Genomic DNA, 22361 nt, shown 5'->3' on the forward strand with positions numbered 1-22361 from the left:
CCGGCCGCCCCTGGTCAGAGGGCCGGGGCGGCGGTCACCGGCGCGCCCAGCGCCACAGCCGCGGCCGGGACGCCGTCGCCCAGACGTCCTGCGCGGCGGCGACCGCGGCCCGGGCGCGCTCCCGCTCGCGCTCGACCAGCAGCCCGTACGTGAAGCCGTTCTCGCCGGACAGGTGCGCCTGCATCCCCGTCGTACGGAACAGCGCGGCGAGCTCGCACGCGTCGTGGTGCGCGCCGAGGACGTCCTGCACGTCCGCGAGCGCCGCAGCCAGCGTCGCCGCGTGGTCGCCGACCGTGGGGACGGACGCCTCGGCGGCGTAGCGCACGGCCTTGACCTTCTTGCGCGCCTCGTGGAGCGCGGCGGCGAGGCGCGGCGCGGTGGCCGAGGAGGAGTGGATGGCGTGCCCGTCGGCCGGGTCCAGCACGGCGAGGACGTCCAGCACACCCGCGGCACGGTCGACGCGGCGCCGGGCGCGACGGAACGCGTGCCGGACGACCCGGGCGGCGACGTCGTCGGCGGGGTCGTCCGCACGGCGGCGAAGCGGTGGACGCGCGGCGCGGGCGGCGAGCGTGGCGAGGGCGTCGAGGTCGGCGAGCAGCCGCCGGTACCGCTCGGTCCCCAGCTGCGCCGCAGCCTCGCGCTGCGCGGCCCGGTACCCGCGGTCGAGCCGGTCGTCGAGGCGGGCGCGCACCGGGCCGACGACGAGCTCGGCAGGCAGGTCGTCGAGCAGCGCACGGGCGCGGTCGCGCTGGACCTCGAGGTCGCGGGCGGTGCCGAGGACGCCGCCCCACCAGCGCAGCTCGGCGCGCAGCGGCTCGACGGCGGCGCGGTCGAGGACGGGCCGGAACGTCCGCAGGGTGCTGCGCAGGCGCCGTGACGCGACGCGGGCCGCGTGCACCGCGTCGGGCTCGTCGTCCCGGACGCGCGGGCCGGCGTCGGTGAGGGCGTCGACGTGTTCGCGCAGGTAGCGGGCGACGAGGTCGCCGCCCGTGGTCGGGGGCGCCGCGGCGCTGTCGTCCGCGGGTCCGTTCGCGGGTCGGCTCACCGGGCCGGGGCGGGTTCGAGCACGACGAGCGGGATCTCGCGGCCCGCACGCTCCGCGTGCTCGGCGAAGAACGGGTAGGACGCGACGAGGCGTTCCCACTCGCGGTCGCGTTCGTCGCCGGCGAGGACGCGGGCGGTCGCGTCGTACGCCTCGGTGCCGTCGCCGCCATCGACCTCGACGTGGACGGACGGGTCGGCGACGAGGTTCCTGAACCAGGCGGGGTCGTGGGGCGACCCGTTCCCGGACGCGACGACGAGACGCCGGCCGTCGCCGGCACCGCCCTCCAGGTCCGGTCCAGGTGGGACGAACATCATCGGAGCGGTGCGTTCCTGCCCGGTGCGCCGTCCGCGGGTCGTGAGCAGGAGCAGCCGGTCGCGGTGCATCCCGGGGATCTCGCCGCCGTAGCGGAACGCCTCGATGACGTGGCGGTTGATCTCGAGCGGGTCGTCGTCGGGTCCCATGCGTCCACCGTGCGCCCCCTTCCTGGTCGGCGCGAGTCGGTGTTGCGGGCGCCGGGGGCGGGACAGGTCAGCGGGACAGGACCTCCGCGAGGTCGAATCCCGGGACCTCTTCCAGCTGGGTGTAGGTGCAGGAGTCGGCGTCGCGGTCGTCGCGCCACCGGACGAGCTGTGCCGTGTGGCGGAACCGGTCGCCCTCCATGTGCTCGTAGCGGACCTCGGCGACGAGCACGGGGTCGAGCGGCACGAACGACAGGTCCTTCTTCGCGTTCCAGCGGGAGACGCCGCCGGGCAGCCGCGAGTCGCCCGACGTCGCGTCGGTCTGCCAGCGCGCCCACGGATGCTCGTCGAGCGGGACGCGCAGCCGGTCGAGCTCGGCGACGAGCTCGGCGCGCCGGGCCATCGGGAACGACGCCGCGACCCCCACGTGGTGGAGGACCCCGTCGTCGTCGAACAGGGCGAGGAGCAGGGAGCCGAGCAGGGGCTCGGCGTCCGTGGACGCCTTGTGCAGCCGGTAGCCCGCGACGACGACGTCGGCGGTGCGCTCGTGCTTGACCTTCGTCCAGCCGCGCTTGTCGGGCTGGTACGTGGACGCGAGCGGCTTCGCGACCACCCCGTCGAGCCCGGCACCCTCGAACTGCTCGAACCAGCGCTGCGCCTCGTCCGGGTCGTGCGTCACCTGCGACAGGTGGACGCGCGCGACCGCGCCGAGTGGCAGGTCCGCGTCCGACGCGACGGTGCCCGCCGACCCGAGCGCCGCCTCGAGCCGCACCCGACGCTCGGCGAGCGGCAGGCCGGTGAGGTCGTCGTCGTCGAGCGCGAGCAGGTCGAACACGACGAGCGACGCGGGCGTCTCGCGCGACAGGAGCTCGACGCGCGACGCGGCCGGGTGGATGCGGTTCTGCAGCAGGTCGAAGTCGAGGCGCGCCCCCGCGCCGGACTCGTCCGGCCCCGGCGACCGGGGGATCACGAGCTCCCCGTCGACGACGCACCGCTCGGGCAAGGCCGCCCGCACTGCCTCCACCACCTCGGGGAAGTACCGCGTCAGGGGTTTGGTGTTGCGGCTGCCGAGCTCGACGTCGTCACCGTCGCGGAACACCACGCACCGGAACCCGTCCCACTTGGGCTCGTACGACCAGCCCTCACGTCCGCTGTCGCCGCGGTCGCCGGAACCCGGCGAGCCACCGGACGAGCGCGGGATGCGCGGTGCCGCCTTCGCGAGCATCGGCAGGACGGGTGGCAGCACCGGCAGGTCCATCCGGCCAGCGTAGGAGCGCGTGCGCCGCGCCGCAGCGGCAGCCGGTCGCGCGGTGTCAGCCGCGGCCGAGGACGTCCGCGAGGAACGACGTCATCGCCGCCCACGACCGGCGGTCGGCCCGCGCCCGGTACGACGGGGAGCCGGCGATCGTGAACGCGTGCGGCGCGCCGCTGTACGCCGCGATCTCCCAGGTCACGTCGGCGGCGCGCAGCTCGTCCGCGAACGCCTGCACGTCCGCGTCGGGGACGACGGGGTCGGCGCCGCCGGTCAGCACGAGCACGGACCCGCGGATCGTGCCCGCGTCCGACGGCTCGTGCGGCACGAGCCGCCCGTGCACGCACACCGCGCCGCGCAGGTCGGCGCCGGTCCTGGCGAGCTCGAGCGCTGCGCTCCCACCGAAGCAGTACCCGACGACGGCGACGCGCGCGGGGTCGACGTCGGGCTCGGAGAGGGCGCGGGTCATGCCGGCGGCGACCCGGTCGCGAAGGAGCGTCAGGTCGCCGTAGTAGCGGCCCGCCTCGACGGCGGCGGCGTCGCCGGTGGGCCGGACGCCCGCGCCGTACACGTCGACGCAGAACGCGACGTAGCCGAGGCGCGCGAGCATGTGGGCGCGGGCGACGACGGCCGGCCCGACACCCGTCCAGTCGTGCACGACGAGGACGACGGGCTGCAGCCCGGTCGCCGCGAGGTCGCGTGCGACGTACCCCTCGAACGTCTGCCCGTCGTGCTCGTAGGCGACGGGGCCGCCGACGACGTGCGCCCCGGGCGGCGCGGGGACGGTCGCGACGACGTCGCGCCACGCCGCGGTGAGCGTCGCGGGGTCGTAGGGCACGAGGGTCGGCACGTCGGAGGTCATGGGCCCACCGTAGGCACGGGTTCGCCGAAGACACGGGTAGGTGCGCTGCCGTATGCCGTGCCGGCGCGCGCGCCGTTACGCTGGCCTGCGTGGACGACGCGACCCTCCGGCTGCTGCGCGGCACGCGCACGGGCCTCGTCGCGTCCACGTCCTTCGCGCTCGCGGCCGGCGCCCACCTGGGTGCGGGCGGCCGGGTCCCGTCGGGCCTGGGCCTGGGGGCCCTGCTCACCTTGACCCTCGTGGTCGCGGTCGGGCTCGCCCGCGGACCGTTGCGGGCCGCGGTCGTGGTCCCCGTCGTCGGCGGGCTGCAGGTCGCGCTCCACCACGGGTTCGAGTGGTTCACGGCCGTCCCAGCGGGTGCTTCGGTCTCGAGCGGCATGGCGACCGGGATGTCGGGGGCGCCCTCTGCGACCGGGCACCCGTTCGGTGGCGTCGCCGGCGCCGACGGCGCAACCCATGCGGCGCTCGCAGCGGCGACGCCCACGATGGCGTCGATGCACTCGTCGTCGATGCTTGCGGTGCACGTCGTCGCGACGCTCGCGACGACGGTCCTGCTCGTGGTCGGCGACCGTGCCGCGCGCCGCACCGTCCTGTGGTGGACGGCCGTGCTTCCGGTGGTCCTCGCGGTCGTCGCCGGACGGTTCCGTGACCGGGTCCGCGTGCCGCTCGCGGCGGTCGCGGTGGTGCCGGTCCGACTCGCCCTCGTGCTCGGGGGAGGCCCGGGACGGCGTGGCCCGCCCGTGCTCCGTGGCGCACGCACGTCCGTGCTCGCGCCCGCGCTCGCCTGAGCCCGCCGTCGTCCGACGGCGGGTCCGTCCGACGACCTCGGAGCACACCATGTCTCGCACGACCCTTCTCCCGCGCCGCCCTGCCCGCACGATCGGCGCGTCCCTCCTCGCCGGCGGCACGGCCGTCGTCCTCGTGGCGGCGCTGCCGCTCGCGGCCCAGGCGCACGTCCACGTCACGCCCGACCAGGCGACACCCGGCGACTACGCGGCGCTGACCTTCCGCGTCCCGACGGAGTCCGACACGGCGTCGACGGTCAAGGTCGAGGTCGACCTGCCGACCGACACCCCGTTCAGCTATGTGGCCTACAAGCCCCTGCCGGGCTGGACGGCGAAGATCACCACGTCGAAGCTCGACAAGCCGGTGAAGACCGACGCGGGCGCGACGATCACCGAGGCCCCCACGAAGATCGTGTGGACGGCCGACAAGGGCCAGGGCGTCGCGCCGGGCCAGTTCCAGGAGTTCGAGATCAGCGCCGGTGCCGTCCCCGACGCCCCGAGCATCCTGCTGCCCGCGATCCAGACGTACTCCGACGGCTCGGTCGTGACGTGGGACGACCCGACCCCGGCGTCCGGCGAGGAGCCGGAGAACCCGGCCCCGACGCTCTACATCACGGCGACGCCTCCCGCGGAGGACGACGGCGGGACGGCCGCGCCGTCCGTGACGCCCACGACCGTCCCCGACGACGCGCAGACCGCTACCGGGGCGGTTCCGGCACAGGGGACGGTCGCTGCAGGCTCCACGACCTCCGACGACGACTCCGGCAACGGCGTCGCGATCGGCCTCGGCGTCGCGGGCCTGGTGCTCGGCGCGGCCGGCCTGGTCGCCGGTCTCGTCGCGCTGCGCCGGAGCCGGGCGTGACGTCGCGCGTCTGGCCGACCATCCGTCGCCGCGGGCTGCGGGCGGCGGCGGCGGGGGTCGTCGCGCTGGCGGCGGCGGCGCTCGCGGTCCCCGCGGCGGCGCTGCCCGCGATGGCGCACGACTACGTCGTGAGCACGTCGCCGACCACGGGCTCCACGGTCACGAAGGCCGTCCCGAAGGTGTCGGTGACGTTCGACGACGTGGTCCTCGACCCGCAGGGCGACGGCTCCACGACGGTCGTGCAGGTCACGGACGGCGCGGGCAAGCACTACGAGACCGGCTGCCCGGCGATCCTCGACCGGACCATCTCGGCCGACACCGCGCTCGGGGCGGCGGGCAGCTACCTCGTGACGTGGCGGGCCGTGTCCGCGGACGGGCACCCGGTGTCGGGCACGTTCTCGTTCCGCTACCAGCCGCCCGCGGACGCGGTCGCGGCGCCGGGCGCGGACACTCCGGCGTGCGGGAAGGGTTCGGGCTCCGGCGAGACGGGGAGCGCCACGGGCGCGGCGGCGTCCGTCTCGGGCAGCTCCGGGGTCGGGCTGGGCGTGGTGGCGGCGCTCGTCGGGGTCGTGGTGCTCGCGGGCGCGGCGGTCGTCGTGCTCGCCGTGGTCCGGCGACGCAGCCAGGAGGAGGACGTGGACGCGGGCGCCGACGCGACCTGACCGGACGCAGCGCGTCCGGTGCGCGGGCTACCGTGGGTCCAGCGTCTTCACCATCTCGAGGTCGCGCTGCGACCGGTCGAGCGCGTAAGGCGTCCAGTCCCCGGTGAACCGGTACCCGTGCCGCAGGTAGAACGCCTGGGCGCGAGCGTTGTCCTCGTGCACCTCCAGCCGGACGGACCCGTGGCCGCGGTCGCGGGACCAGTCCTCGCACGCCGCGAGCAGCTCGTCCGCGACCCCGGTGCCCCGGTGCGCGGGGCTGACGTACACGGACGCGACCGTGGGGGCGCTCCCGGCCGGGACGAACACGCTCATCGTCCCGACGGTGCGCTCCCGGCCGTCGGTGGTGCTCGGCCCGACCACGGCGACGAGCACGACAGAGCCCGGCGCCGTGTGGCGCCGGGCTCTGGTGTACCACTCGCGGTCGGACCGTCGCGCCGCGTCGCCGTACGTCTCGAGGTAGGCGAGCGGGGTGTCCGCGAGCATCTCGAGCCGCACGTCGCGCAGCAGCTCCCAGTCCGCGAGCGCGGCCCGGCGGATGCGCGGGCCGCGCTCGGGGGGTGTCACGCGGACAGTGCCTTGGCCTTGATGCTGTCGAACTCGGCCTGCGTGATGGTGCCGGAGTCGAGGAGCGACTTCGCGGACGCGATCTCCTCGGCGGGCGACTTCGACGACGACACCTGACGGATGTAGGAGTCGGCGTCGGCCTGTGCCTGCTTGACCTGCGCGTACTGCCGCTCGGCCATGCTGTTGCCCCGTGCGATGAGGTACACGAGCGCCGTCAGGACCGGGATCAGGATCAGGAAGATGATCCAGACCGCCTTGACCCATCCGCTCATCCCGTGGTCGCGGAAGATGTCCGCGAGGATGTTGAACAGCACCATGAGGTAGGCGATGAACAGGAAGGACCAGACGACGAGCCAGAAGAACTGCCAGAAGTCCATGCGAGGACTCACTTTCTACGGGGTTCGTCCTCCACGCGGTTGCGCAGGAAGATCAGGGGCAGGACCAGGGTAGCCAGGGCGGTCACGAGCCACACGATGAGCGTGGCGAGGATCCAGGTGCTCACCCCGTCGATCGTGAGGCCGTCCCCGATCAGGCTCGCGAGCAGCAGGCCGACGAACGCGGAGACCAGGCCCACCCCGCCGATGAACGCGTTCGCGTACCGGCGCGTCATCTTCATGATGAACGGCGTGAGGATCCACTGCGCCAGCGCGTAGACGACGACCGCGATGATGAACCCGGCCGCTTTGAGGTGCATGTCGTCGAGGAGCAGCGACGCCACCCAGATGCCCAGCGCCGCCGACGCCAGGTAGATGCCCGTGCGGATGAGGAAGACCACCATGGCGCTCAAGGTAGACCTGTCGGACGGTTCGGGCGCGTCGAGCGCCGCGGCGAGCACGGCACGGATCTGCGGCCTCCCGTCCGGAGGACGACACTGGCACCACGCGGCCGCGCCGTGCCGCCCCAGCCCGCTCCCACGACGGCCCCCGGAGGTGCCCCGGTGAACCTGGCTCTCGCGATCGTGCTCGGAGCGCTCGCCGTGATCGGCGTGACCGCGTCGTCACGACGGCTGGGCGTGGCGGCCCCGCTCGTCCTGGTGCTCCTGGGCGTCGGGGTGAGCTTCCTGCCGTTCGTGGACGCCGTCGAGATCGAGCCGGAGCTGATCCTCGGGGGAGTGCTGCCGCCGCTGCTCTACTCGGCGTCCGTGAGCATGCCGGTGATGGACTTCCGGCGGGACTTCAAGCTCATCGGCGCGCTGTCCGTGATCCTCGTCGTCGTGACCGCCGTGGTCGTCGGGTTCCTGCTGTCGTGGGTGCTGGACGTGGGCCTGGCGACGGGCATCGCGCTGGCGGCCGTGGTCAGCCCGACCGACGCGGTCGCGACGAGCATCGTCAAGAAGCTCGGGGTCTCGCCCCGCATCGTGACGATCCTCGAGGGCGAGAGCCTGCTCAACGACGCGTCGTCCCTGGTGGTGCTGCGGTCCGCGGTCGCGGCGATGGCGGCGTCGGTGTCGTTCGCGCACGTCGCCTGGGACTTCGGCCGGGCCGTCGTCATCGCCGTCGTGATCGGCGCGATCGTGGGGCGGCTCAGCCTCATGCTGCGCGCCCGCCTGCGCGACCCCGTCCTCATGACGGCGTCGTCGTTCGTCGTGCCGTTCGTCGCCTACCTCCCGACCGAGAAGCTCGACGCGTCCGGGCTCGTCGCCGTCGTCGTCGCAGGGATCATCGCGGGGCAGGGCGCCGCGAAGTACCTGCCGCCCGCCGCGCGCCGTTCCGAGGAGGCCAACTGGAGGACCGTCGAGGCGCTGCTCGAGGGCGGCGTCTTCCTGGTCATGGGGCTCGAGCTGTACGGGCTGGTCCAGGAGGTGCGCGACGAGCACGGCAGCCTCGTGACCGCGACATGGGTCGCGCTGCTCGCGCTCGTCGCCGTCGTGCTCGTGCGTGCCCTGTACCTGTGGCCGATGGTCGTCGGGCTGCGACGCGACCGTGAGGAGATGTCTGGGCAGCGCGAGCGGCTCGCCCGGGTGCAGGAGCACCTCGGGAGCGGGACGACGACGCCCGAGGACATGATGACCGTTCGGCGTGACGGGCGGGAGCCGCCGTCCGATCCCCGCCGGCGCGACGTCCGGCGCGCCGCCGAGGAGGTGGACGGGACGACGCAAGCGGTCGAGGGCGCCGACCCGTCCGACGCGCCGACCTTCGGCGACGGGGCCGCTCACGACATGGAGACGCTCCGCCCCCGCTGGTCGAAGAAGAAGGTGGGGCGTCGCACCGCGCGTCAGGTCGAGCGCAAGAAGCGCCGGGTCGAGCAGTACGACGCGCTCGACCCGCAGGCGAAGGCCGCGCACACCACCCGAGTCCAACGGTTCGTGGACCGTCGCCTCGCCGACATCGACTACCTGAGCGCCGAGCCCATGGGGTGGCGCCAGGGCACCGTGCTCGCCTGGGCGGGGATGCGTGGCGTCGTCACGGTCGCCGCCGCCCAGACGCTCCCGATCCACGCGCCGGGGCAGCCCGGCTACGACCGGCCGCTGCTCGTCCTCATCGCGTTCGGCGTCGCTGCCGGCAGCCTCATGCTGCAGGGCGGGACGCTCGGCCCGCTGGTCCGGCGGCTGGGTCTCGCCGGGCGCGACGACGGCAGCACGTACGCGGAGCGCAGCCAGATCCACGCCGAGCTCGCGCGCGCCGCGTTCGAGGACCTCGGGCGGGACGACCTCGTGCGGCCGGACGGCTCGCCGTACGACCCGGACGTCGTCGACGCCGTCCGGCAGCGGGCGGGCGCGACCGCCGACAGGGTCTCGACCGAGCAGGACGAGGCCGCCGAGGACGTCCGCGAGCAGTACCGCGAGCTGCGCATCGAGGTGCTGCGAGCGCAGCGCGACGAGCTGTTGCGCATCCGTGACGTCGGGGCGTACTCGTCCGAGTCGCTGCGGGAGATGCTCGCGATCCTCGACGCCGACGAGATCAGCGTCGAGCTGCGCGCGCCGAGCGCTGAGGAGTAGATGCGGGCCGCGCCCTCCTAGGCCGCAGCACCGACGGGGAGTGCTCCCCATCGACGTCCGGGAGATCCTGGCGGCTTCCCCCAGCGAGGACGAGCTGGCCGAGATCCTCGAGATCGTCGGCGGATGAGACGCTGTCGCTGACCGGCGACGTTCCCCCTGAGCCAGCGCGCTCCGGGGTCATCAGCCGAAGCCCCTAGGCTGGTCGCATGCCCCAGGTCCACCTCGTCGTGCGCGACCTCGCCTTCGCGTACCCGGGGCGGCCGGTCTTCGAGGGCGTCACGTTCCGTGTGCCGCCGGGCGGGCGGCTCGGCGTCGTCGGGGAGAACGCGTCCGGCAAGTCGACCCTCCTCGGTGTGCTCGCCGGGCGTCTGGCCCCCACGGTGGGCGAGGTCCGGACGGCCGGGCGGCTCGCCGTCGTCGAGCAGGAGCTGGACCCCGCCGAGGGTCTGACGGTGGGCGACCTCGTGCAGGGGACCCTGCGGGAGGTCCGCGAGACGGCGGCAGCGCTCGACGCCGCCGCGCGGGCGTTCGACCACGGCGACGGTGACGGCGGTGACGACGGGACGGACGCGGCGGCGTCCGCGGCCGGACTCGCCGAGCTCACCGACCTGCTGGCCCGCGCCGAGCACCTCGAGGTGTGGGACGCCGACCGGCGCGTCGACGTCGCGCTGACCCGGCTCGGCGCGTCGCGCGACCCGGACCGTCGCCTCGACGAGATGAGCGTGGGCGAGCGGTACCGGGTGCGGCTCGCGTGCCGGCTCGCGGAACGCTCCGACGTCCTGCTGCTCGACGAGCCCACGAACCACCTCGACGACGCCGCGGTCGCGTTCCTCACCGCGGAGCTGCAGGCGTGGCGCGGGATCGTCGTCGTGGTCACGCACGACCGGCAGCTCCTCGACGACGTCGCGACCGCGATCCTGGACCTCGACCCCGGCATGGACGGTCACCCGGTGCTCTACGGGCAGCCGGGGTACCTGTCGTACCGGTTCGCGAAGACGCAGGCCCTGCACCGGTGGCGGCAGCGGTGGCGCGAGGAGCAGAAGCGGGCGGAGCGGCTCGCCGCGCGGCTCGACGCGTCGTACGAGGGCCTGTCCGACGAGTGGCGCCCCGAGAAGGGCTCGCAGAAGAACCGTCGCGCCACCCGCGCGCGCATCCACGTGAAGGCCGCGGACCGGCTCGTCCAGAAGCTCGAGGCGGAGGCCGTCGAGGTGCCGACCCCGCCGCTCGAGCTCGTGTTCCCCGACCTCGTGGCGATGTCGCCCGGGTGGGACCCGTCCGCGTCGGTCGTCGAGCTCCGCAACCCCCGCGTCTCTGCTGGTGCTTCCGCGCCGGCGGACGCGCGGCCCCGCCTCGACCTCGCCGGTACACGCATCGCCGTCCCGCCGTCCGGACGGCTCCTCGTCGTCGGCCCGAACGGCTCCGGCAAGTCGACGCTGCTCGGGGCGCTCGCGGGCACGGTCCCGCTGGCGCGCGGCACCCGGACGGTCGTCGACGGAGCGCGTGTCGGCACCGTGGGCCAGGAGGAGTCCGTCCCGGTCGGGCTGCGCATGGGCGACGGGCGGCTCGCGACGGGCTTCGACGCGTACGCGCGCGAGGCGCTCGACCTGCTCGCGGCGGGCGCGCTCGACCCGGAGCTCCTGGTCCCGGTCGCGGCGCTCGGCCTGCTCACCGAGGACGACCTCGACCGCCCGCTCGCCGAGCTGTCGGTCGGTCAGCGGCGCCGGTTCGAGATCGCGCGGGCCCTGCTCGCCGTGCCGCACGTGCTGATCCTGGACGAGCCCACGAACCACCTGTCGATCGACCTCGTCGACGAGCTGACCCGCGCGCTGCAGCGGACGTCCGCGGCCGTCGTCGTCGCGACGCACGACCGGCGCCTGCGCGACGACCTGGGGGACTGGCCGACGCTGACGCTCGCCTGAGCGCGGGTCGCTGCGCGCGTCAGGCGGTCTCCGTGCGGACGTCGTAGGCGTCCTGCGCGAGGGTGATCTCGGCGATGTGCGCCTCGGACCACGCCTTGAGCGCGTGCAGGACGGGGGTGAGCGAGCGCCCGAGGTCGGTGAGCTCGTAGTCGACGCGCACGGGGACGGACGCGGTGACCGTGCGGGACACGATGCCGTCGCGCTCGAGGGTCCGCAGGGTCTGCGTGAGCATCTTCTGGCTCGCGCCGGCGACGGTGCGGGCGATCTCCGCGTGCCGGAGCGACCCGTCCTCCAGGGCGTTGACGATGAGGCTGGCCCACTTGTTGCCGATGGTCTCGAGGACGCGTCGGCTGGGGCAGGCGGCGAAGAACGCGTTGTACTCGTCCTTGGCGGCGTCGCGCTGCTGGGCGGCGGTGAGGGTGGGCACGGCGGGCTCCTGGAAGGTTCGAACAGGTCAGTTAGGCACTCAGAGGTACCTACTTTCCTTCAGTACCTAGGTTTCCTACGGTAGACGCATCAGGGCGTGACGGGAACCCCCACGGGCACCCGGGACCGCCGAGAGCGCAAGGTCAGGAGAACCACCATGAAGGTCGTGCAGCAGTCCCAGTACGGTCCCGCCGACGTCCTCGAGGTCGTCGAGCACGACACCCCTGCGGCCGTCGACGGGCGCGTCCGCGTCCAGGTCCAGGCCCGCGCCCTCAACCCCGCCGACATCGGCACCCGCGCCGGCGCGTTCGCCGCGATGACCCCCGGCCTCACCTTCCCGGCCGTCCTGGGCTGGGACTTCGCGGGCGTCCTCCTGGACGACGCGACGGTCGGCGGGAGCGTCGGCACGCTGGCCGCCGGCACCCGCGTCGCGGGCTTCGTCCCGTGGTTCGGCGAGGCGCTCGGAGCCGGGTCGTACACCGAGGTGCTGGTCGTCGACCCGACGTGGGTCGCGCCGGTCCCCGACGCGCTGTCGACTGCCGAGGCCGCCGTCCTGGGCATGAACGCGGTCACCGGCGCGCACGCCGCCGACATGGTGGCCGACCTGCTCGGCGTCGCCGGCGGTTCCGACGCCCTCGCGGGACGCACGGTCCTCGTCACCGGAGCGAGCGGACCGGTCGGCGCCGCTGCCGTCCTGACCCTCGTCGGCCGCGGCGCCCGCGTCCTCGCGACCGGGTCGCGCGGGGACGACGAGAGCGTCGCCGCGCTCGGTGCCGAGGTGCTCCCGCGCACCGACGCGGCCGGCATCGCCGCGGCCGCACGCGAGGCAGCGGACGGCGGCGTCGACGCGGTGTTCAACGCCGGCCTCGCGTCGCACGAGCTGCTCGCCGCCGTCCGGGACGGCGGGGTGTTCGTCAGCGCGACCCGCGGCTACATGCCGACGGCCGAGCGCGGCGTCACCGTCGACGGCGTGCACGTCGAGCCCGACCCGGAGCGCCTCGTCGCGCTGCTCGACGAGGCCGTCGCCGGACGCCTGCCCGTCCGCGTCGCGAAGGAGGTCCCGCTCGAGGACGCCGCCGCGGCCCACGCGCTCGTCGAGGCGGGCGGCGTGCGCGGCAAGGTCGTCCTCGTGAGCTGATCCCGGCCCGGCGGGCGCCCGCTGGACGTAGCGTGGACCGCGTGACCCCCGCCCAGCGGCGCGTGCTCGTCGTCGCGATCCTCGCGAGCTTCGTCGCGTTCCTCGACGGCTCGGTCGTGAACGTGGCGCTGCCCGCGATCTCGCGCGACCTCGCGCCGCCGGGCACGGACGCGACGCTCGACGCCCTCGCCCTGCAGCAGTGGGTCGTCGACGCGTACCTCGTGACGCTGGGCTCCCTGATCCTGCTCGCGGGCTCGCTGTCGGACGTCCACGGCCGCAAGAAGGTCATCGTCGCGGGCCTCGTCGTGTTCGGGGTGGCGTCGGTGGCGTGCGCGCTCGCGCCTGACGGGCTGGTGCTCGTCGTGGCGCGGGGCGTGCAGGGGGTCGGCGGCGCGCTGCTCGTGCCGTCGTCGCTCGCGCTGATCATCTCTGCCTTCTCCGGGCACGCGCAGGGGCGCGCCATCGGCGTGTGGACGGCGTGGACGAGCACGGCGATGATCGCCGGCCCGCTCGTGGGCGGCCTGTTCGTCGACAGCCTGTCGTGGCGGTGGGTCTTCGGGATCAACGTCCTGCCGATCGCGGTGACGCTGTGGCTCGTGCGGGGCGTGGCCGGCGGGCGTCCCACCGGCGGACGACGGCTCGACGTGGTCGGCGCGGTGCTCGCGACCGTGGGGCTGGCGGGAGTCGTCCTCGGGCTCGTCGAGCTGGGCCACCGCGGCTGGGCGAGCCCCGTCGTGTGGGCGCCGACGGTCGTGGGCGCCGCGGCGCTCGTCGCGTTCGTCGTCCGGGAGCGCACCGCCTCCGACCCCATGCTGCCCATGCGTCTGTTCGGTGCCCGGAACTTCGCCGTCGGCAACGTCGCGACGCTCGCCGTCTACGGCGCGCTGACGCTCATGTCGTTCGTCGTGTCGATCTTCCTGCAGCAGGTCGCGGGGTACTCCGCGTTCCAGGCGGGGCTCGCGCAGCTCCCGCCGACGCTCCTGACGATCGGGCTGTCCTCGCGGTTCGGCGGCCTCTCCGGACGGTACGGCGCGCGCTGGTTCATGGCGGGCGGCCCGTGCGTCATGGCCGCGGGCATGCTGCTCCTGCTCACGACGACCGCGGACGCCGTCTACGTCACCCAGGTGCTCCCCGGGCTGGTGCTGCTCGGCCTCGGTCTGTCGATCACCGTGGCGCCGCTGACCGCCGCGATCCTCGGAGCCGTCCCCGCCGCCGACGCCGGCATCGGGTCGGCCGTCAACAACGCCGTCTCGCGCGTGGCCGGGCTGGTCACCGTGGCGTGCGCCGGGATCGTCGTCGGGGCGACGTTCGACGTCGACGGGTTCCACCGGGCGCTCGTGCTGTGCGCGGTGCTGTTCGCGGTCGGGGGAGCGGTGTCCGCGGTGGGGATCGTGAACCGGGTGGACGCGCCCGACGACGCCGCGCCCGACGACGCGCCCGCACCAGGGGTGCCCGACGCGCACGCCGACGGCTAGGGTGGCCGCACAACTGAAGACGCGGGAGTCCGTCGCAACGGGCTGAGAGGGCGATGACGCGTCGCCGACCGCTGGAACCTGTCCGGATCATGCCGACGTAGGGAGAACTCATGAGCGTCAGCTCTGCGCGCCCGAGCGCCACCCCCAGCAGCACCAGCATCAGCGCCCCCAGCAGCGTCACCGCCCACAGCAGCGTGCCCGCCGCCGTGCCCGCCGGTCTGCCCGTCACCGAGGTCACGACGGGACCGATCTCCGGCTCGGAGAAGGTGTACCTGCCCGTCCCGGGGACGACGGCGACCTACCCCGTCCGCCGCATCCACCTCACGAACGGCGAGCACCTCGACGTCTACGACACCTCCGGCCCGTACACCGAGGGCACGCAGGACGCCCCGGCCGCCGTCGACGTGCGCGCCGGCCTGGCGCGCACCCGCGCGTCCTGGGCGGTGCCGGACGCCTCGCCGACGCAGCGAGGGGCGGCCCGGACGCAGCTCGCGTGGGCGCAGGCGGGCGTCGTGACCGACGAGATGCGGTACGTCGCCGCGCGCGAGGGTGTGGACGTCGAGCTCGTCCGCGCGGAGGTCGCGCGGGGCCGCGCGGTCATCCCGGCGAACCGGAACCACCCGGAGTCGGAGCCGATGATCATCGGCAAGGCGTTCGCGGTGAAGATCAACGCCAACATCGGGAACTCGGCGGTGACGTCCTCGATCGAGGAGGAGGTCGAGAAGATGGTGTGGGCCGCGCGGTGGGGCGCGGACACGCTCATGGACCTGTCGACGGGCAAGCAGATCCACGAGACGCGCGAGTGGATCCTGCGCAACAGCCCCATCCCCGTCGGGACCGTGCCGATCTACCAGGCGCTCGAGAAGGTCAAGGGCGACCCGGCGGCGCTGACCTGGGAGGTCTACCGGGACACGGTGATCGAGCAGGCGGAGCAGGGCGTCGACTACATGACGGTGCACGCGGGCGTGCTGCTGCGGTACGTGCCGCTCACCGCGCGCCGGGTCACGGGGATCGTGAGCCGCGGCGGGTCGATCATGGCGGCGTGGTGCCTCGCCCACCACCGCGAGTCGTTCCTCTACGAGCACTTCACCGAGCTGTGCGAGATCCTCGCGCGCTACGACGTGACGTTCTCGCTGGGTGACGGGTTGCGTCCGGGATCGATCGCCGACGCGAACGACGCCGCCCAGCTCGCGGAGCTGCGCACCCTGGGCGAGCTGACCCAGGTCGCGAAGTCGTACGGCGTGCAGGTCATGATCGAGGGGCCCGGGCACGTCCCGATGCACAAGATCGCGGAGAACGTGCGGCTCGAGGAGGAGTGGTGCGACGAGGCGCCGTTCTACACGCTCGGCCCGCTCGCGACCGACATCGCGCCCGCCTACGACCACATCACGTCGGCGATCGGCGCGGCGATGATCGCGCAGGCCGGCACCGCGATGCTCTGCTACGTCACGCCCAAGGAGCACCTCGGTCTGCCCGACCGTGACGACGTGAAGGTCGGCGTCATCACGTACAAGATCGCGGCGCACTCGGCGGACCTCGCCAAGGGTCACCCCGGCGCGCAGGCGCGGGACGACGCCCTGTCGACCGCCCGGTTCGAGTTCCGCTGGACGGACCAGTTCAACCTCGCGCTCGACCCCGACACCGCGCGCGCCTTCCACGACGAGACGCTCCCCGCGGAGCCCGCGAAGACCGCGCACTTCTGCTCCATGTGCGGGCCGAAGTTCTGCTCGATGCGGATCTCCGCGGACGTCCGGGCCTACGCCGAGGAGCGCGGGCTCACGAGCGTCGAGGCGATCGAGGCAGGCATGGCGCAGAAGTCGGAGGAGTTCGCCGACGCCGGGGGGCGCGTGTACCTCCCGGTCGCCCCCGCCTGACCCTCCGCCCCCCCGTCCCGCCGACCAGCCGACCTGTGTCACGCCCCCGGGCGCATGACGGGTGGGTTGAGGACGACGGCGCCGGGGTCGGCGTCGGGCGCCAGCCGGTAGAGCGCGGCGGGCCGCCCGGCGCCGCCCGACGTCGTCCGGCCGGTCTCGACGAGGAAGCCCGGCGTCCCGGTGACCTTGCGGTGGAAGTTGCGCGGGTCGAGGGTGACCCCCCAGACGGCCTCGTAGACGGCGCGGAGCTCGGCGACGGTGAACTCACGCCCGCAGAACGCCGTCGCGAGGGCCGAGTACTCGAGCTTGGCGCGGGCGCGTTCGACGCCGTCGCGCAGGACGTCGGCGTGGTCGAACGCCAGGTCGAGTCCGCTTCCGCCGACGCGGGCGACGGGGTACCAGCCCACGGCTTCGGCGTCGCCTCCGGCAGCGGGTCCGCCGGGCGGGAGCCGGAGGGCGTCGGCGGGTGCGAGCAGGAGGTGGGCGACGCTGACGACGGGCCCGCGGGGGTCGCGACCGAGCGGTCCGTAGGTACGGAGCTGCTCGAGGTGGCCCGTCGGCGCGACGCCGGTCTCCTCGGCGAGCTCGCGGCGGGCGGCGTCGTCGAGCGTCTCGTCGGGCAGGACGAACCCGCCGGGGAGGGCGAGCGCGCCGCGGAACGGTTCGAGCAGGCGGGTCACGAGCAGCACCTGCAGGCTCGCGTCCCGCACGGTGAGCGCGACGACGTCGACGGTCACGGGCAGGGTCGCGGCGGACGGCGGGACGGTGGTGCCGCGCGGGTGGGTCATGGGGACAGCGTAGCCCGGATTCTCGTCCGGTTGACGTTAAGCGCTGCGGAGGGTTATCGTCATGACGACGACAACAAAGAACGACACAGAGCACCACGAAGGAGCGACCACCATGGCCACCATCAAGACGTACCCCGCAGCCCGCCGGTTCCTCGGCACCCCCACGGACTACGTCGTCCACCTGCGCCGCGGCGAGGTCGCCCACCAGGGCGTCGGGCAGGCGTTCTGGTTCCGCCCCGCGACGGCCGTGCTCAGCGAGGTCCCCGCGACCGACCAGGAGCTCCCCGTCCTGTTCCACGCGATCACCGCCGACCACCAGGACGTCACCGTCCAGGTCAACGTCACCTACCGCTTCGACGACCCGGTCAAGGTCTCGCAGCGCCTCGACTTCGGCATCTTCCCCGCCCGCCAGAACGCCGGCGGCGCACAGGGCGCGGGAGCAGTCGGCACCGGGCGCCAGCAGGTCGCGACGATCATCGGCCAGCTCGCCCAGAGCCGGGCGGTCGACCACGTCGCGACGCTCACCCTGACCGACGCGCTCGAGCTCGGCGTCGGCCAGGTGCGCGCCGTCCTCACCGACGCGCTGCGCGGCGACGCCCGCCTCCAGAGCACCGGCATCGCGGTGCTCGGCGTGCACGTGCTCGCGATCCGCCCCGAGGCCGACGTCGAGAAGGCGCTCCAGACCCCCGTCCGCGAGCGCGTCCAGGCCGAGGCAGACCGCGCCACGTACGAACGTCGGGCGCTCGCGGTCGAGCGCGAGCGGGCCATCTCGGAGAACGAGCTCGCGAGCCGCATCGAGCTCGCGACCCGGCGCGAGCAGCTCGTCGCCCAGGAGGGCGTCAACGCGCGACGGGAGGCCGAGGAGGCCGCGGCCGCCGCGCTCGTCGAGGCGCGCGCCGCCGCCGAGCGCCGGGACATCGGCGCAGCGTCGAAGGCCCAGGAGGTGCGGCTGCTCGGTGAGGCCGAGGCCGCGAAGGACGCTGCCGCCATGGCCGTCTACGCCGGCATGGACCGCGGCACGCTGCTCGCCCTCGCGGTCCGCGACGCGGCCGGCGCCCTGCCGAAGATCGACAACCTCACCATCACGCCCGACATGCTCACGGGCGCCCTCGCGGCGTTCACGCAGGCCACGACCGGAGGCGCACGATGAGCCTGCGCCGCCGCGCGGTCGTCGTGCACCGCCGCACCGAGCTCGACGAGCTCCTCGACCGGCACGGCACCCGCGGGCAGGCCGAGTTCTTCCTGCGGACCCGTGGTCGCACGCTCGACGCGGTCCAGCGGGCGCACGACGCGGTGGCCGCCGCCCGGGCGACCGTCGCCGGCGCCGTCCCGAGCGACTGGGCGCTCGCCGAGGTCGAGCGCGCCGACCTCGGACGGTTCCTCTGGGCGCCCGAGGACGTCGTCGTGGTCGTCGGGCAGGACGGCCTCGTCGCGAACGTCGCGAAGTACCTGGACGCGCAGCCCGTGCTCGGCGTGGACCCGGCACCGGGCGCGAACCCGGGCGTCCTCGTGCGGCACGACGCGGCGAGCGCCGCCCGGCTGCTCGCCGACCCGTCCGGACGGCACGGGCTCGACCGCGCCGAGGTCGTCCCGCTCACCACGGTGCGGGCGCGGCTCGACGACGGGCAGGAGATGACGGCCCTCAACGAGATCTTCGTCGGGCACCCGTCGCACCAGTCGGCGCGCTACCGGATCGTGACGCCGGACGGCGGCGAGGACCAGTCGTCGTCGGGCGTGATCGTCGGCACCGGGACGGGAGCCACAGGCTGGTGCGCGTCGCTGGCGCACGACCGCGGCGGCCGGACGTTCCCCGGACCGACCGACGACCGGCTCGCGTGGTTCGTCCGCGAGGCGTGGCCGTCGCCCACGACGGGCGTCAGCCGAACCGAAGGGGTCGTCGGGCGGGGGGACGAGCTGGTCGTCGTCGTCCGGTCGGACGAGCTCGTCGTGTTCGGCGACGGGATGGAGGCCGACCGGCTCGTCGCGTCGTGGGGGCAGGAGATCCGCGTGGCGGTCGGCGACCGTCCGCTGCGGCTGGTGGTGTGAGGGCTGTCAGGACGCTTGGCGCCTCAGGGTGCGTCGCGCTCGGCCGCTGAACGGGCGGCGTCCGCCTCGGCCCGGAGCGCCTCCCGGACCGCCTTCTCGCCTTCCCGAACCTTCTTCTCCGCCTCCTGTGCGGCCTTGCGCAGCTCGCGCACCCGACGTTCGGCGTCCTTGCGCTTCTCCGCGGCCTTCTTGACGCGGGGGTCGCGGGCGAACCGGGATGCGAGAGCCGCGGACGCGCGGAGGTCGTCGTCGTCCCCGGTGAGCGACCCGCCGTGCTGTGCGGTCGGCCCGCTGTCGGCGCGGCCGGTCTCGGCGGGTCCGGCAGCGTCCCTGGACGCGAAGTCACGGCCCGCGCCAGGCAACCCGGACGCCCGGGCGTCGATGTACGCCGCGATGCCGTCGAGCACGCGCTCGAGCCCGAACGCGACATCGTCGATCTGGCCCTCGCCGACGTAGGAGCCGCTCTCCACGAGCGGCCGCAGGTACGGGAAGCGCTCGGCGTCCACGAGGTCGCGCAGCACCGACTCGTACGCGCCGCCCAGCACCTCGTCATGGCCGCCGGCCGCGGCGACGGCGCGGGCGAGGTCGCGCTCGAGCTGCGCGGCGGCCTTGCCGTAGTTGGACGCGAGGAGGATGACGGCCATCTTCTCCTCCTGGTCGAGCGGGACGTCGCGCAGCGCCCGCAGCCCCCGGTCCACGATCTGGAGGTTGTTGGGCGTGACCGGTGCGCCCTGCACGGGGATGTCCAGGTACCAGGGGTGCGCGCCGAGGAGCGACTGCGTGAACTGGGACCACTCGCGCAGCTCGGCCCGCCAGTCGGACGGTTCGTGCGCGGGCGGCGGCTCGACGCCGATGACCTGCTCCTGCATGAGCAGCAGGAGGTCGTCCTTGCTGGTGACGTACCGGTACAGCGACATGGTCGTGTACCCGAGGCGTTGGGCGACCTTCGCCATGGAGACGCCGTCCAGGCCGTCCGCGTCCGCGAGCTCGATCGCCGTGTCGACGATGCGCTCGATGCTGAGCTCGCGACGCGGTCCGCGGTTGGGGCTGGCGGCAACGCCCCAGGCGAGCGCGAGCGCGTGGGGGAGCTCGGGCGGCTCGGGGGTCGGGTCGTCGACGGTCACGGGGCCATCCTCTCGCGCGTGCGCCGCGTCACGAGCGGTCAGCGCGCGGTGCGGTGCGGACCTTGCGTAGGCGACGGACGTTCGCGTGCGCCGAAACACGCGCGAACGTCCGTTGCCTACGCAAGGTCGCGACCCTCGGGGAGTCAGCGCGCGGTGCGGCGGCGGTAGGCGAGCGAGCCGAGCGCGATGCTCACCACGAGGAACCCGACGAGCCACGCGACGGCCGTCCAGATCGTCGCCGCGTCGGGCGTCCCCGACAGGAGCCCGCGCAGCGCCTCGATGATCGGGGTGAAGGGCTGGTTGTCGGCGAAGCCGTGGAGCCAGGCGGGCATCGTTCCGACCGCGACGAACCCGCTCGACAGGTAGGGCAGGAACAGGAACACCGAGTTGAGCGCCTGGGTCGCGTCGACGCTGAGGACGAGCCCGGCGGCCGCGCAGATCCACGTGAACGCGAGGACGGTCAGGACGACGAACCCGAGCACGGCGCACCACCCGAGGACGTCGGCGCCGGGCCGGAACCCGAGCGCGATGGCCACGCCGAGCACCACGACCCCCGACGCCAGGTTGCGCAGCACGCTCGCGATCACGTGCCCCCACAGCGGGGCCGCGCCGAGGATCGGGAGCGTCTTGAAGCGGTCGATGGTGCCGCTCGTCATGTCCTGGGCGACGGCGGTCGCGGTGGCCGCGGACCCGAACCCGAGGCACAGCACGAGGATTCCGGGCACGACGTAGTCGATGTAGTCGCCGCTGCTGTCGAGGGCGCCGCCGAAGATGACGACGAACACGAGCATGATCGCGACGGGGATCGCGAACGCCGTGACGAGCCCGTCGACGCTGCGGAGCGTGCGGCGCACCTCGCGCGCGGTCATCGTGCCGACGTCGCGGACTCCGGCGCGGACGGCTCTGCCCGCGCTGGGGGCTGCCGGCCGGGGCCTGGCGGCACGCGGGACGGCGGGGAGCAGGGTGCCGGCGGTGCTCATCGGTGGTCCTCCGTGCTGGTGGTGGCGCCCGTGACGGCGAGGAAGACGTCGTCGAGCGTGGGCTTGACGACGCTCACGCCGGCGAGGGCGAGGTGGTGCTGGTCGGCGAGGGCGAGGGCGTCGCGGATGGTGGCGACGGGGTCGGTCGCGGGGGTGGTGAGGGCGAGGCCGCGCTCGTCGACCTCGACGACGCGCAGCCCCGCGGCCGGGGCGAGGTCGCGTGCGGCCGCCAGCGAGGCCGCGTCGTCGAACGCGATGCGGACGTGGTCGCCCGCGACGAGCGCCTTGAGCTCGCCGGCGGTGCCGCGGGCGGCGACGACCCCGTCGTGCAGGACGGCGATGGTGTCGGCGAGACGGTCGGCCTCCTCGAGGTACTGGGTGGTGAGGAGGACGGTGGTGCCGTCGGCCGCGAGCCCGCGCACCACGTCCCACAGCAGGGACCGCGCGGCGGGGTCGAGCCCGGTGGTGGGCTCGTCGAGGACGAGCACCGCGGGGGACGCGACCAGGCTGATGGCGAGGTCGAGCCGGCGGCGCATCCCGCCGGAGTACGTCGACACGGGCCGCCGTGCGGCGTCGGTGAGGTCGAACCGCTCGAGCAGCTCGTGGGCACGGTCCCGGACGGTGCGCCGCGGGAGGTGCGCGAGGTGGCCCATCATGACGAGGTTCTCCTCGCCCGTCTGGAACCCGTCGACGGCCGCGTACTGGCCGGTGAGCGCGACGAGCTCGCGGACGCGGGCGGCGTCTCTCGCGACGTCGGAGCCGGCGACGGTGACGGTGCCCGCGTCGGGGCGGACGAGCGTCGTGAGGATGTTGACGGTGGTGGTCTTGCCGGCTCCGTTGGGCCCGAGCAGCGCGAAGATCTCGCCGCGACGGACGGTGAGGTCGATGCCGCGCAGGACGGTGGTGTCGCCGTAGGCCTTCTCGAGTCCGCGCACCTCGATCATCGGGTGGCTCGTGCTGGTAGCGCTGCCTGCGCCCGTCTGCTGCTCCATGCCCTTCCCCCTGCTCTCGTGATCTGCTGGGCCTGTCCGTGTACAGCACACACGGGGTGTACGTAGTACGCGTTGTGTAGACCATAAACAGTCTTTGCGGGAGGCGTCAACGCCCACCGGCCATGGCCTGGGAGACGACGTACCTGCACTGCCGGCCGCTCTGCCGGCCAC

At 74.3% G+C, this 22361-nt stretch carries 22 protein-coding genes and 1 riboswitch; of the genes, 10 read left to right on the top strand and 12 right to left on the bottom strand.

What is annotated here, in order from left to right:
• Nucleotides 1–34: 34 nt before the first annotated feature.
• The 4 genes from CLV34_RS05290 to CLV34_RS05305 form a co-directional block, all read right to left on the bottom strand.
• Nucleotides 35–1045 carry a CHAD domain-containing protein gene (locus tag CLV34_RS05290; RefSeq protein WP_157803712.1) on the bottom strand — a complete coding sequence of 337 codons (1011 nt, stop codon included), beginning with the start codon at nucleotides 1043–1045 and terminating at the stop codon, nucleotides 35–37.
• Nucleotides 1042–1506 (bottom strand): nitroreductase/quinone reductase family protein, encoded by a 465-nt coding sequence (locus CLV34_RS05295; protein WP_100349263.1) that lies wholly within the window; start codon nucleotides 1504–1506, stop codon nucleotides 1042–1044. Before CLV34_RS05295 ends, CLV34_RS05290 begins: the two co-directional genes overlap by 4 nt.
• 67 nt (nucleotides 1507–1573) lie before the next feature.
• The gene (locus CLV34_RS05300; RefSeq protein ID WP_100349264.1) at nucleotides 1574–2761 is read right to left on the bottom strand and encodes an ATP-dependent DNA ligase; all 1188 of its coding nucleotides are present in this window, start codon (nucleotides 2759–2761) and stop codon (nucleotides 1574–1576) included.
• Between the two features lie 55 nt (nucleotides 2762–2816).
• Entirely contained in the window at nucleotides 2817–3617 is an 801-nt protein-coding gene (locus CLV34_RS05305) for a dienelactone hydrolase family protein (protein ID WP_100349265.1), read from the bottom strand.
• Between the two features lie 89 nt (nucleotides 3618–3706).
• On the opposite strand from CLV34_RS05305, the gene CLV34_RS05310 reads away from it, so the two are divergent.
• From CLV34_RS05310 to CLV34_RS05320, 3 genes are read left to right on the top strand one after another with little or no spacing between them, the layout of a single operon-like run.
• Nucleotides 3707–4405 (top strand): hypothetical protein, encoded by a 699-nt coding sequence (locus CLV34_RS05310; RefSeq protein WP_100349266.1) that lies wholly within the window; start codon nucleotides 3707–3709, stop codon nucleotides 4403–4405.
• A 49-nt stretch (nucleotides 4406–4454) separates the two neighbouring features.
• The gene (locus CLV34_RS05315) at nucleotides 4455–5264 is read left to right on the top strand and encodes a YcnI family copper-binding membrane protein (RefSeq protein WP_100349841.1); all 810 of its coding nucleotides are present in this window, start codon (nucleotides 4455–4457) and stop codon (nucleotides 5262–5264) included.
• Nucleotides 5261–5926 (top strand): copper resistance CopC family protein, encoded by a 666-nt coding sequence (locus tag CLV34_RS05320; RefSeq protein ID WP_245859019.1) that lies wholly within the window; start codon nucleotides 5261–5263, stop codon nucleotides 5924–5926. Before CLV34_RS05315 ends, CLV34_RS05320 begins: the two co-directional genes overlap by 4 nt.
• 27 nt (nucleotides 5927–5953) lie before the next feature.
• On the opposite strand, the gene CLV34_RS05325 is transcribed toward CLV34_RS05320, so the two are convergent.
• The 3 genes from CLV34_RS05325 to CLV34_RS05335 are packed head-to-tail and all read right to left on the bottom strand — an operon-like array spanning nucleotide 5954 to nucleotide 7268.
• Nucleotides 5954–6490, bottom strand: a complete 537-nt coding sequence (locus tag CLV34_RS05325) for a GNAT family N-acetyltransferase (protein WP_245859020.1) — start codon at nucleotides 6488–6490, stop codon at nucleotides 5954–5956.
• Nucleotides 6487–6867 (bottom strand): SHOCT domain-containing protein, encoded by a 381-nt coding sequence (locus CLV34_RS05330; RefSeq protein ID WP_100349267.1) that lies wholly within the window; start codon nucleotides 6865–6867, stop codon nucleotides 6487–6489. Before CLV34_RS05330 ends, CLV34_RS05325 begins: the two co-directional genes overlap by 4 nt.
• An 8-nt stretch (nucleotides 6868–6875) precedes the next feature.
• Nucleotides 6876–7268: a phage holin family protein gene (locus CLV34_RS05335; protein WP_100349268.1), complete on the bottom strand. Its 393-nt coding sequence runs from the start codon at nucleotides 7266–7268 to the stop codon at nucleotides 6876–6878.
• 159 nt (nucleotides 7269–7427) lie between these two features.
• Between CLV34_RS05335 and CLV34_RS16685 the strand changes: the two genes are divergently transcribed.
• A complete protein-coding gene (locus CLV34_RS16685; protein ID WP_211289360.1) occupies nucleotides 7428–9428 on the top strand; it encodes a cation:proton antiporter in 2001 nt (666 codons plus the stop codon).
• Between the two features lie 206 nt (nucleotides 9429–9634).
• Entirely contained in the window at nucleotides 9635–11347 is a 1713-nt protein-coding gene (locus tag CLV34_RS05345) for an ABC-F family ATP-binding cassette domain-containing protein (RefSeq protein ID WP_100349269.1), read from the top strand.
• A 19-nt stretch (nucleotides 11348–11366) separates the two neighbouring features.
• Here the strand turns inward: CLV34_RS05345 and CLV34_RS05350 are convergent, their stop codons facing one another.
• On the bottom strand, nucleotides 11367–11774 hold the full coding sequence (locus tag CLV34_RS05350) for a winged helix-turn-helix transcriptional regulator (RefSeq protein ID WP_100349270.1): 408 nt from the start codon (nucleotides 11772–11774) through the stop codon (nucleotides 11367–11369).
• Between the two features lie 156 nt (nucleotides 11775–11930).
• Here CLV34_RS05350 and CLV34_RS05355 point away from each other — a divergent pair, with 156 nt between their 5' ends.
• The 3 genes from CLV34_RS05355 (at nucleotide 11931) to thiC (ending at nucleotide 16260) form a co-directional block, all read left to right on the top strand.
• Nucleotides 11931–12911, top strand: a complete 981-nt coding sequence (locus tag CLV34_RS05355) for an NADP-dependent oxidoreductase (protein WP_100349271.1) — start codon at nucleotides 11931–11933, stop codon at nucleotides 12909–12911.
• 41 nt (nucleotides 12912–12952) lie between these two features.
• Nucleotides 12953–14386 carry an MFS transporter gene (locus CLV34_RS05360; protein WP_100349844.1) on the top strand — a complete coding sequence of 478 codons (1434 nt, stop codon included), beginning with the start codon at nucleotides 12953–12955 and terminating at the stop codon, nucleotides 14384–14386.
• Between the two features lie 11 nt (nucleotides 14387–14397).
• A riboswitch (TPP riboswitch) is annotated at nucleotides 14398–14507 on the top strand.
• Nucleotides 14497–16260: a phosphomethylpyrimidine synthase ThiC gene (gene thiC, locus CLV34_RS05365; RefSeq protein WP_100349272.1), complete on the top strand. Its 1764-nt coding sequence runs from the start codon at nucleotides 14497–14499 to the stop codon at nucleotides 16258–16260. Its footprint overlaps the riboswitch before it by 11 nt.
• A gap of 38 nt (nucleotides 16261–16298) precedes the next feature.
• Here the strand turns inward: thiC and CLV34_RS05370 are convergent, their stop codons facing one another.
• The gene (locus CLV34_RS05370) at nucleotides 16299–17048 is read right to left on the bottom strand and encodes an NUDIX hydrolase (RefSeq protein WP_100349273.1); all 750 of its coding nucleotides are present in this window, start codon (nucleotides 17046–17048) and stop codon (nucleotides 16299–16301) included.
• Nucleotides 17049–17109: 61 nt separating this feature from the next.
• On the opposite strand from CLV34_RS05370, the gene CLV34_RS05375 reads away from it, so the two are divergent.
• Complete coding sequence (locus CLV34_RS05375; RefSeq protein WP_245859021.1) at nucleotides 17110–18198, top strand: SPFH domain-containing protein; 1089 nt, start codon at nucleotides 17110–17112, stop codon at nucleotides 18196–18198.
• Entirely contained in the window at nucleotides 18195–19094 is a 900-nt protein-coding gene (locus CLV34_RS05380; protein ID WP_100349275.1) for a diacylglycerol kinase catalytic domain-containing protein, read from the top strand. Before CLV34_RS05375 ends, CLV34_RS05380 begins: the two co-directional genes overlap by 4 nt.
• A 23-nt stretch (nucleotides 19095–19117) precedes the next feature.
• Here CLV34_RS05380 and CLV34_RS05385 read toward each other — a convergent pair whose 3' ends face one another.
• The 3 genes from CLV34_RS05385 to CLV34_RS05395 form a co-directional block, all read right to left on the bottom strand.
• The gene (locus CLV34_RS05385) at nucleotides 19118–20218 is read right to left on the bottom strand and encodes a TetR/AcrR family transcriptional regulator (protein ID WP_157803713.1); all 1101 of its coding nucleotides are present in this window, start codon (nucleotides 20216–20218) and stop codon (nucleotides 19118–19120) included.
• A 143-nt stretch (nucleotides 20219–20361) separates the two neighbouring features.
• A complete protein-coding gene (locus CLV34_RS05390) occupies nucleotides 20362–21198 on the bottom strand; it encodes an ABC transporter permease (RefSeq protein ID WP_100349277.1) in 837 nt (278 codons plus the stop codon).
• Nucleotides 21195–22190 (bottom strand): ATP-binding cassette domain-containing protein, encoded by a 996-nt coding sequence (locus CLV34_RS05395; RefSeq protein ID WP_100349278.1) that lies wholly within the window; start codon nucleotides 22188–22190, stop codon nucleotides 21195–21197. The genes CLV34_RS05390 and CLV34_RS05395 overlap by 4 nt, the downstream gene beginning before the upstream one ends.
• Nucleotides 22191–22361 lie beyond the last annotated feature (171 nt).

Source organism: Luteimicrobium subarcticum (genome assembly GCF_002798015.1).
Lineage (GTDB): Bacteria > Actinomycetota > Actinomycetes > Actinomycetales > Cellulomonadaceae > Luteimicrobium > Luteimicrobium subarcticum.

Coding starts and splice junctions, on each gene's coding strand:
- CLV34_RS05390 (WP_100349277.1), bottom strand. CDS start 21,198: ATGAGCACCGCCGGCACCCTGCTCCCCGCCGTCCCGCGTGCCGCCAGG.
- CLV34_RS05355 (WP_100349271.1), top strand. CDS start 11,931: ATGAAGGTCGTGCAGCAGTCCCAGTACGGTCCCGCCGACGTCCTCGAG.
- CLV34_RS05370 (WP_100349273.1), bottom strand. CDS start 17,048: ATGACCCACCCGCGCGGCACCACCGTCCCGCCGTCCGCCGCGACCCTG.
- CLV34_RS05335 (WP_100349268.1), bottom strand. CDS start 7,268: ATGGTGGTCTTCCTCATCCGCACGGGCATCTACCTGGCGTCGGCGGCG.
- CLV34_RS05305 (WP_100349265.1), bottom strand. CDS start 3,617: ATGACCTCCGACGTGCCGACCCTCGTGCCCTACGACCCCGCGACGCTC.
- thiC (WP_100349272.1), top strand. CDS start 14,497: ATGAGCGTCAGCTCTGCGCGCCCGAGCGCCACCCCCAGCAGCACCAGC.
- CLV34_RS05345 (WP_100349269.1), top strand. CDS start 9,635: ATGCCCCAGGTCCACCTCGTCGTGCGCGACCTCGCCTTCGCGTACCCG.
- CLV34_RS05380 (WP_100349275.1), top strand. CDS start 18,195: ATGAGCCTGCGCCGCCGCGCGGTCGTCGTGCACCGCCGCACCGAGCTC.
- CLV34_RS05395 (WP_100349278.1), bottom strand. CDS start 22,190: ATGGAGCAGCAGACGGGCGCAGGCAGCGCTACCAGCACGAGCCACCCG.
- CLV34_RS05300 (WP_100349264.1), bottom strand. CDS start 2,761: ATGGACCTGCCGGTGCTGCCACCCGTCCTGCCGATGCTCGCGAAGGCG.
- CLV34_RS05315 (WP_100349841.1), top strand. CDS start 4,455: ATGTCTCGCACGACCCTTCTCCCGCGCCGCCCTGCCCGCACGATCGGC.
- CLV34_RS05375 (WP_245859021.1), top strand. CDS start 17,110: ATGACGACGACAACAAAGAACGACACAGAGCACCACGAAGGAGCGACC.
- CLV34_RS05330 (WP_100349267.1), bottom strand. CDS start 6,867: ATGGACTTCTGGCAGTTCTTCTGGCTCGTCGTCTGGTCCTTCCTGTTC.
- CLV34_RS05295 (WP_100349263.1), bottom strand. CDS start 1,506: ATGGGACCCGACGACGACCCGCTCGAGATCAACCGCCACGTCATCGAG.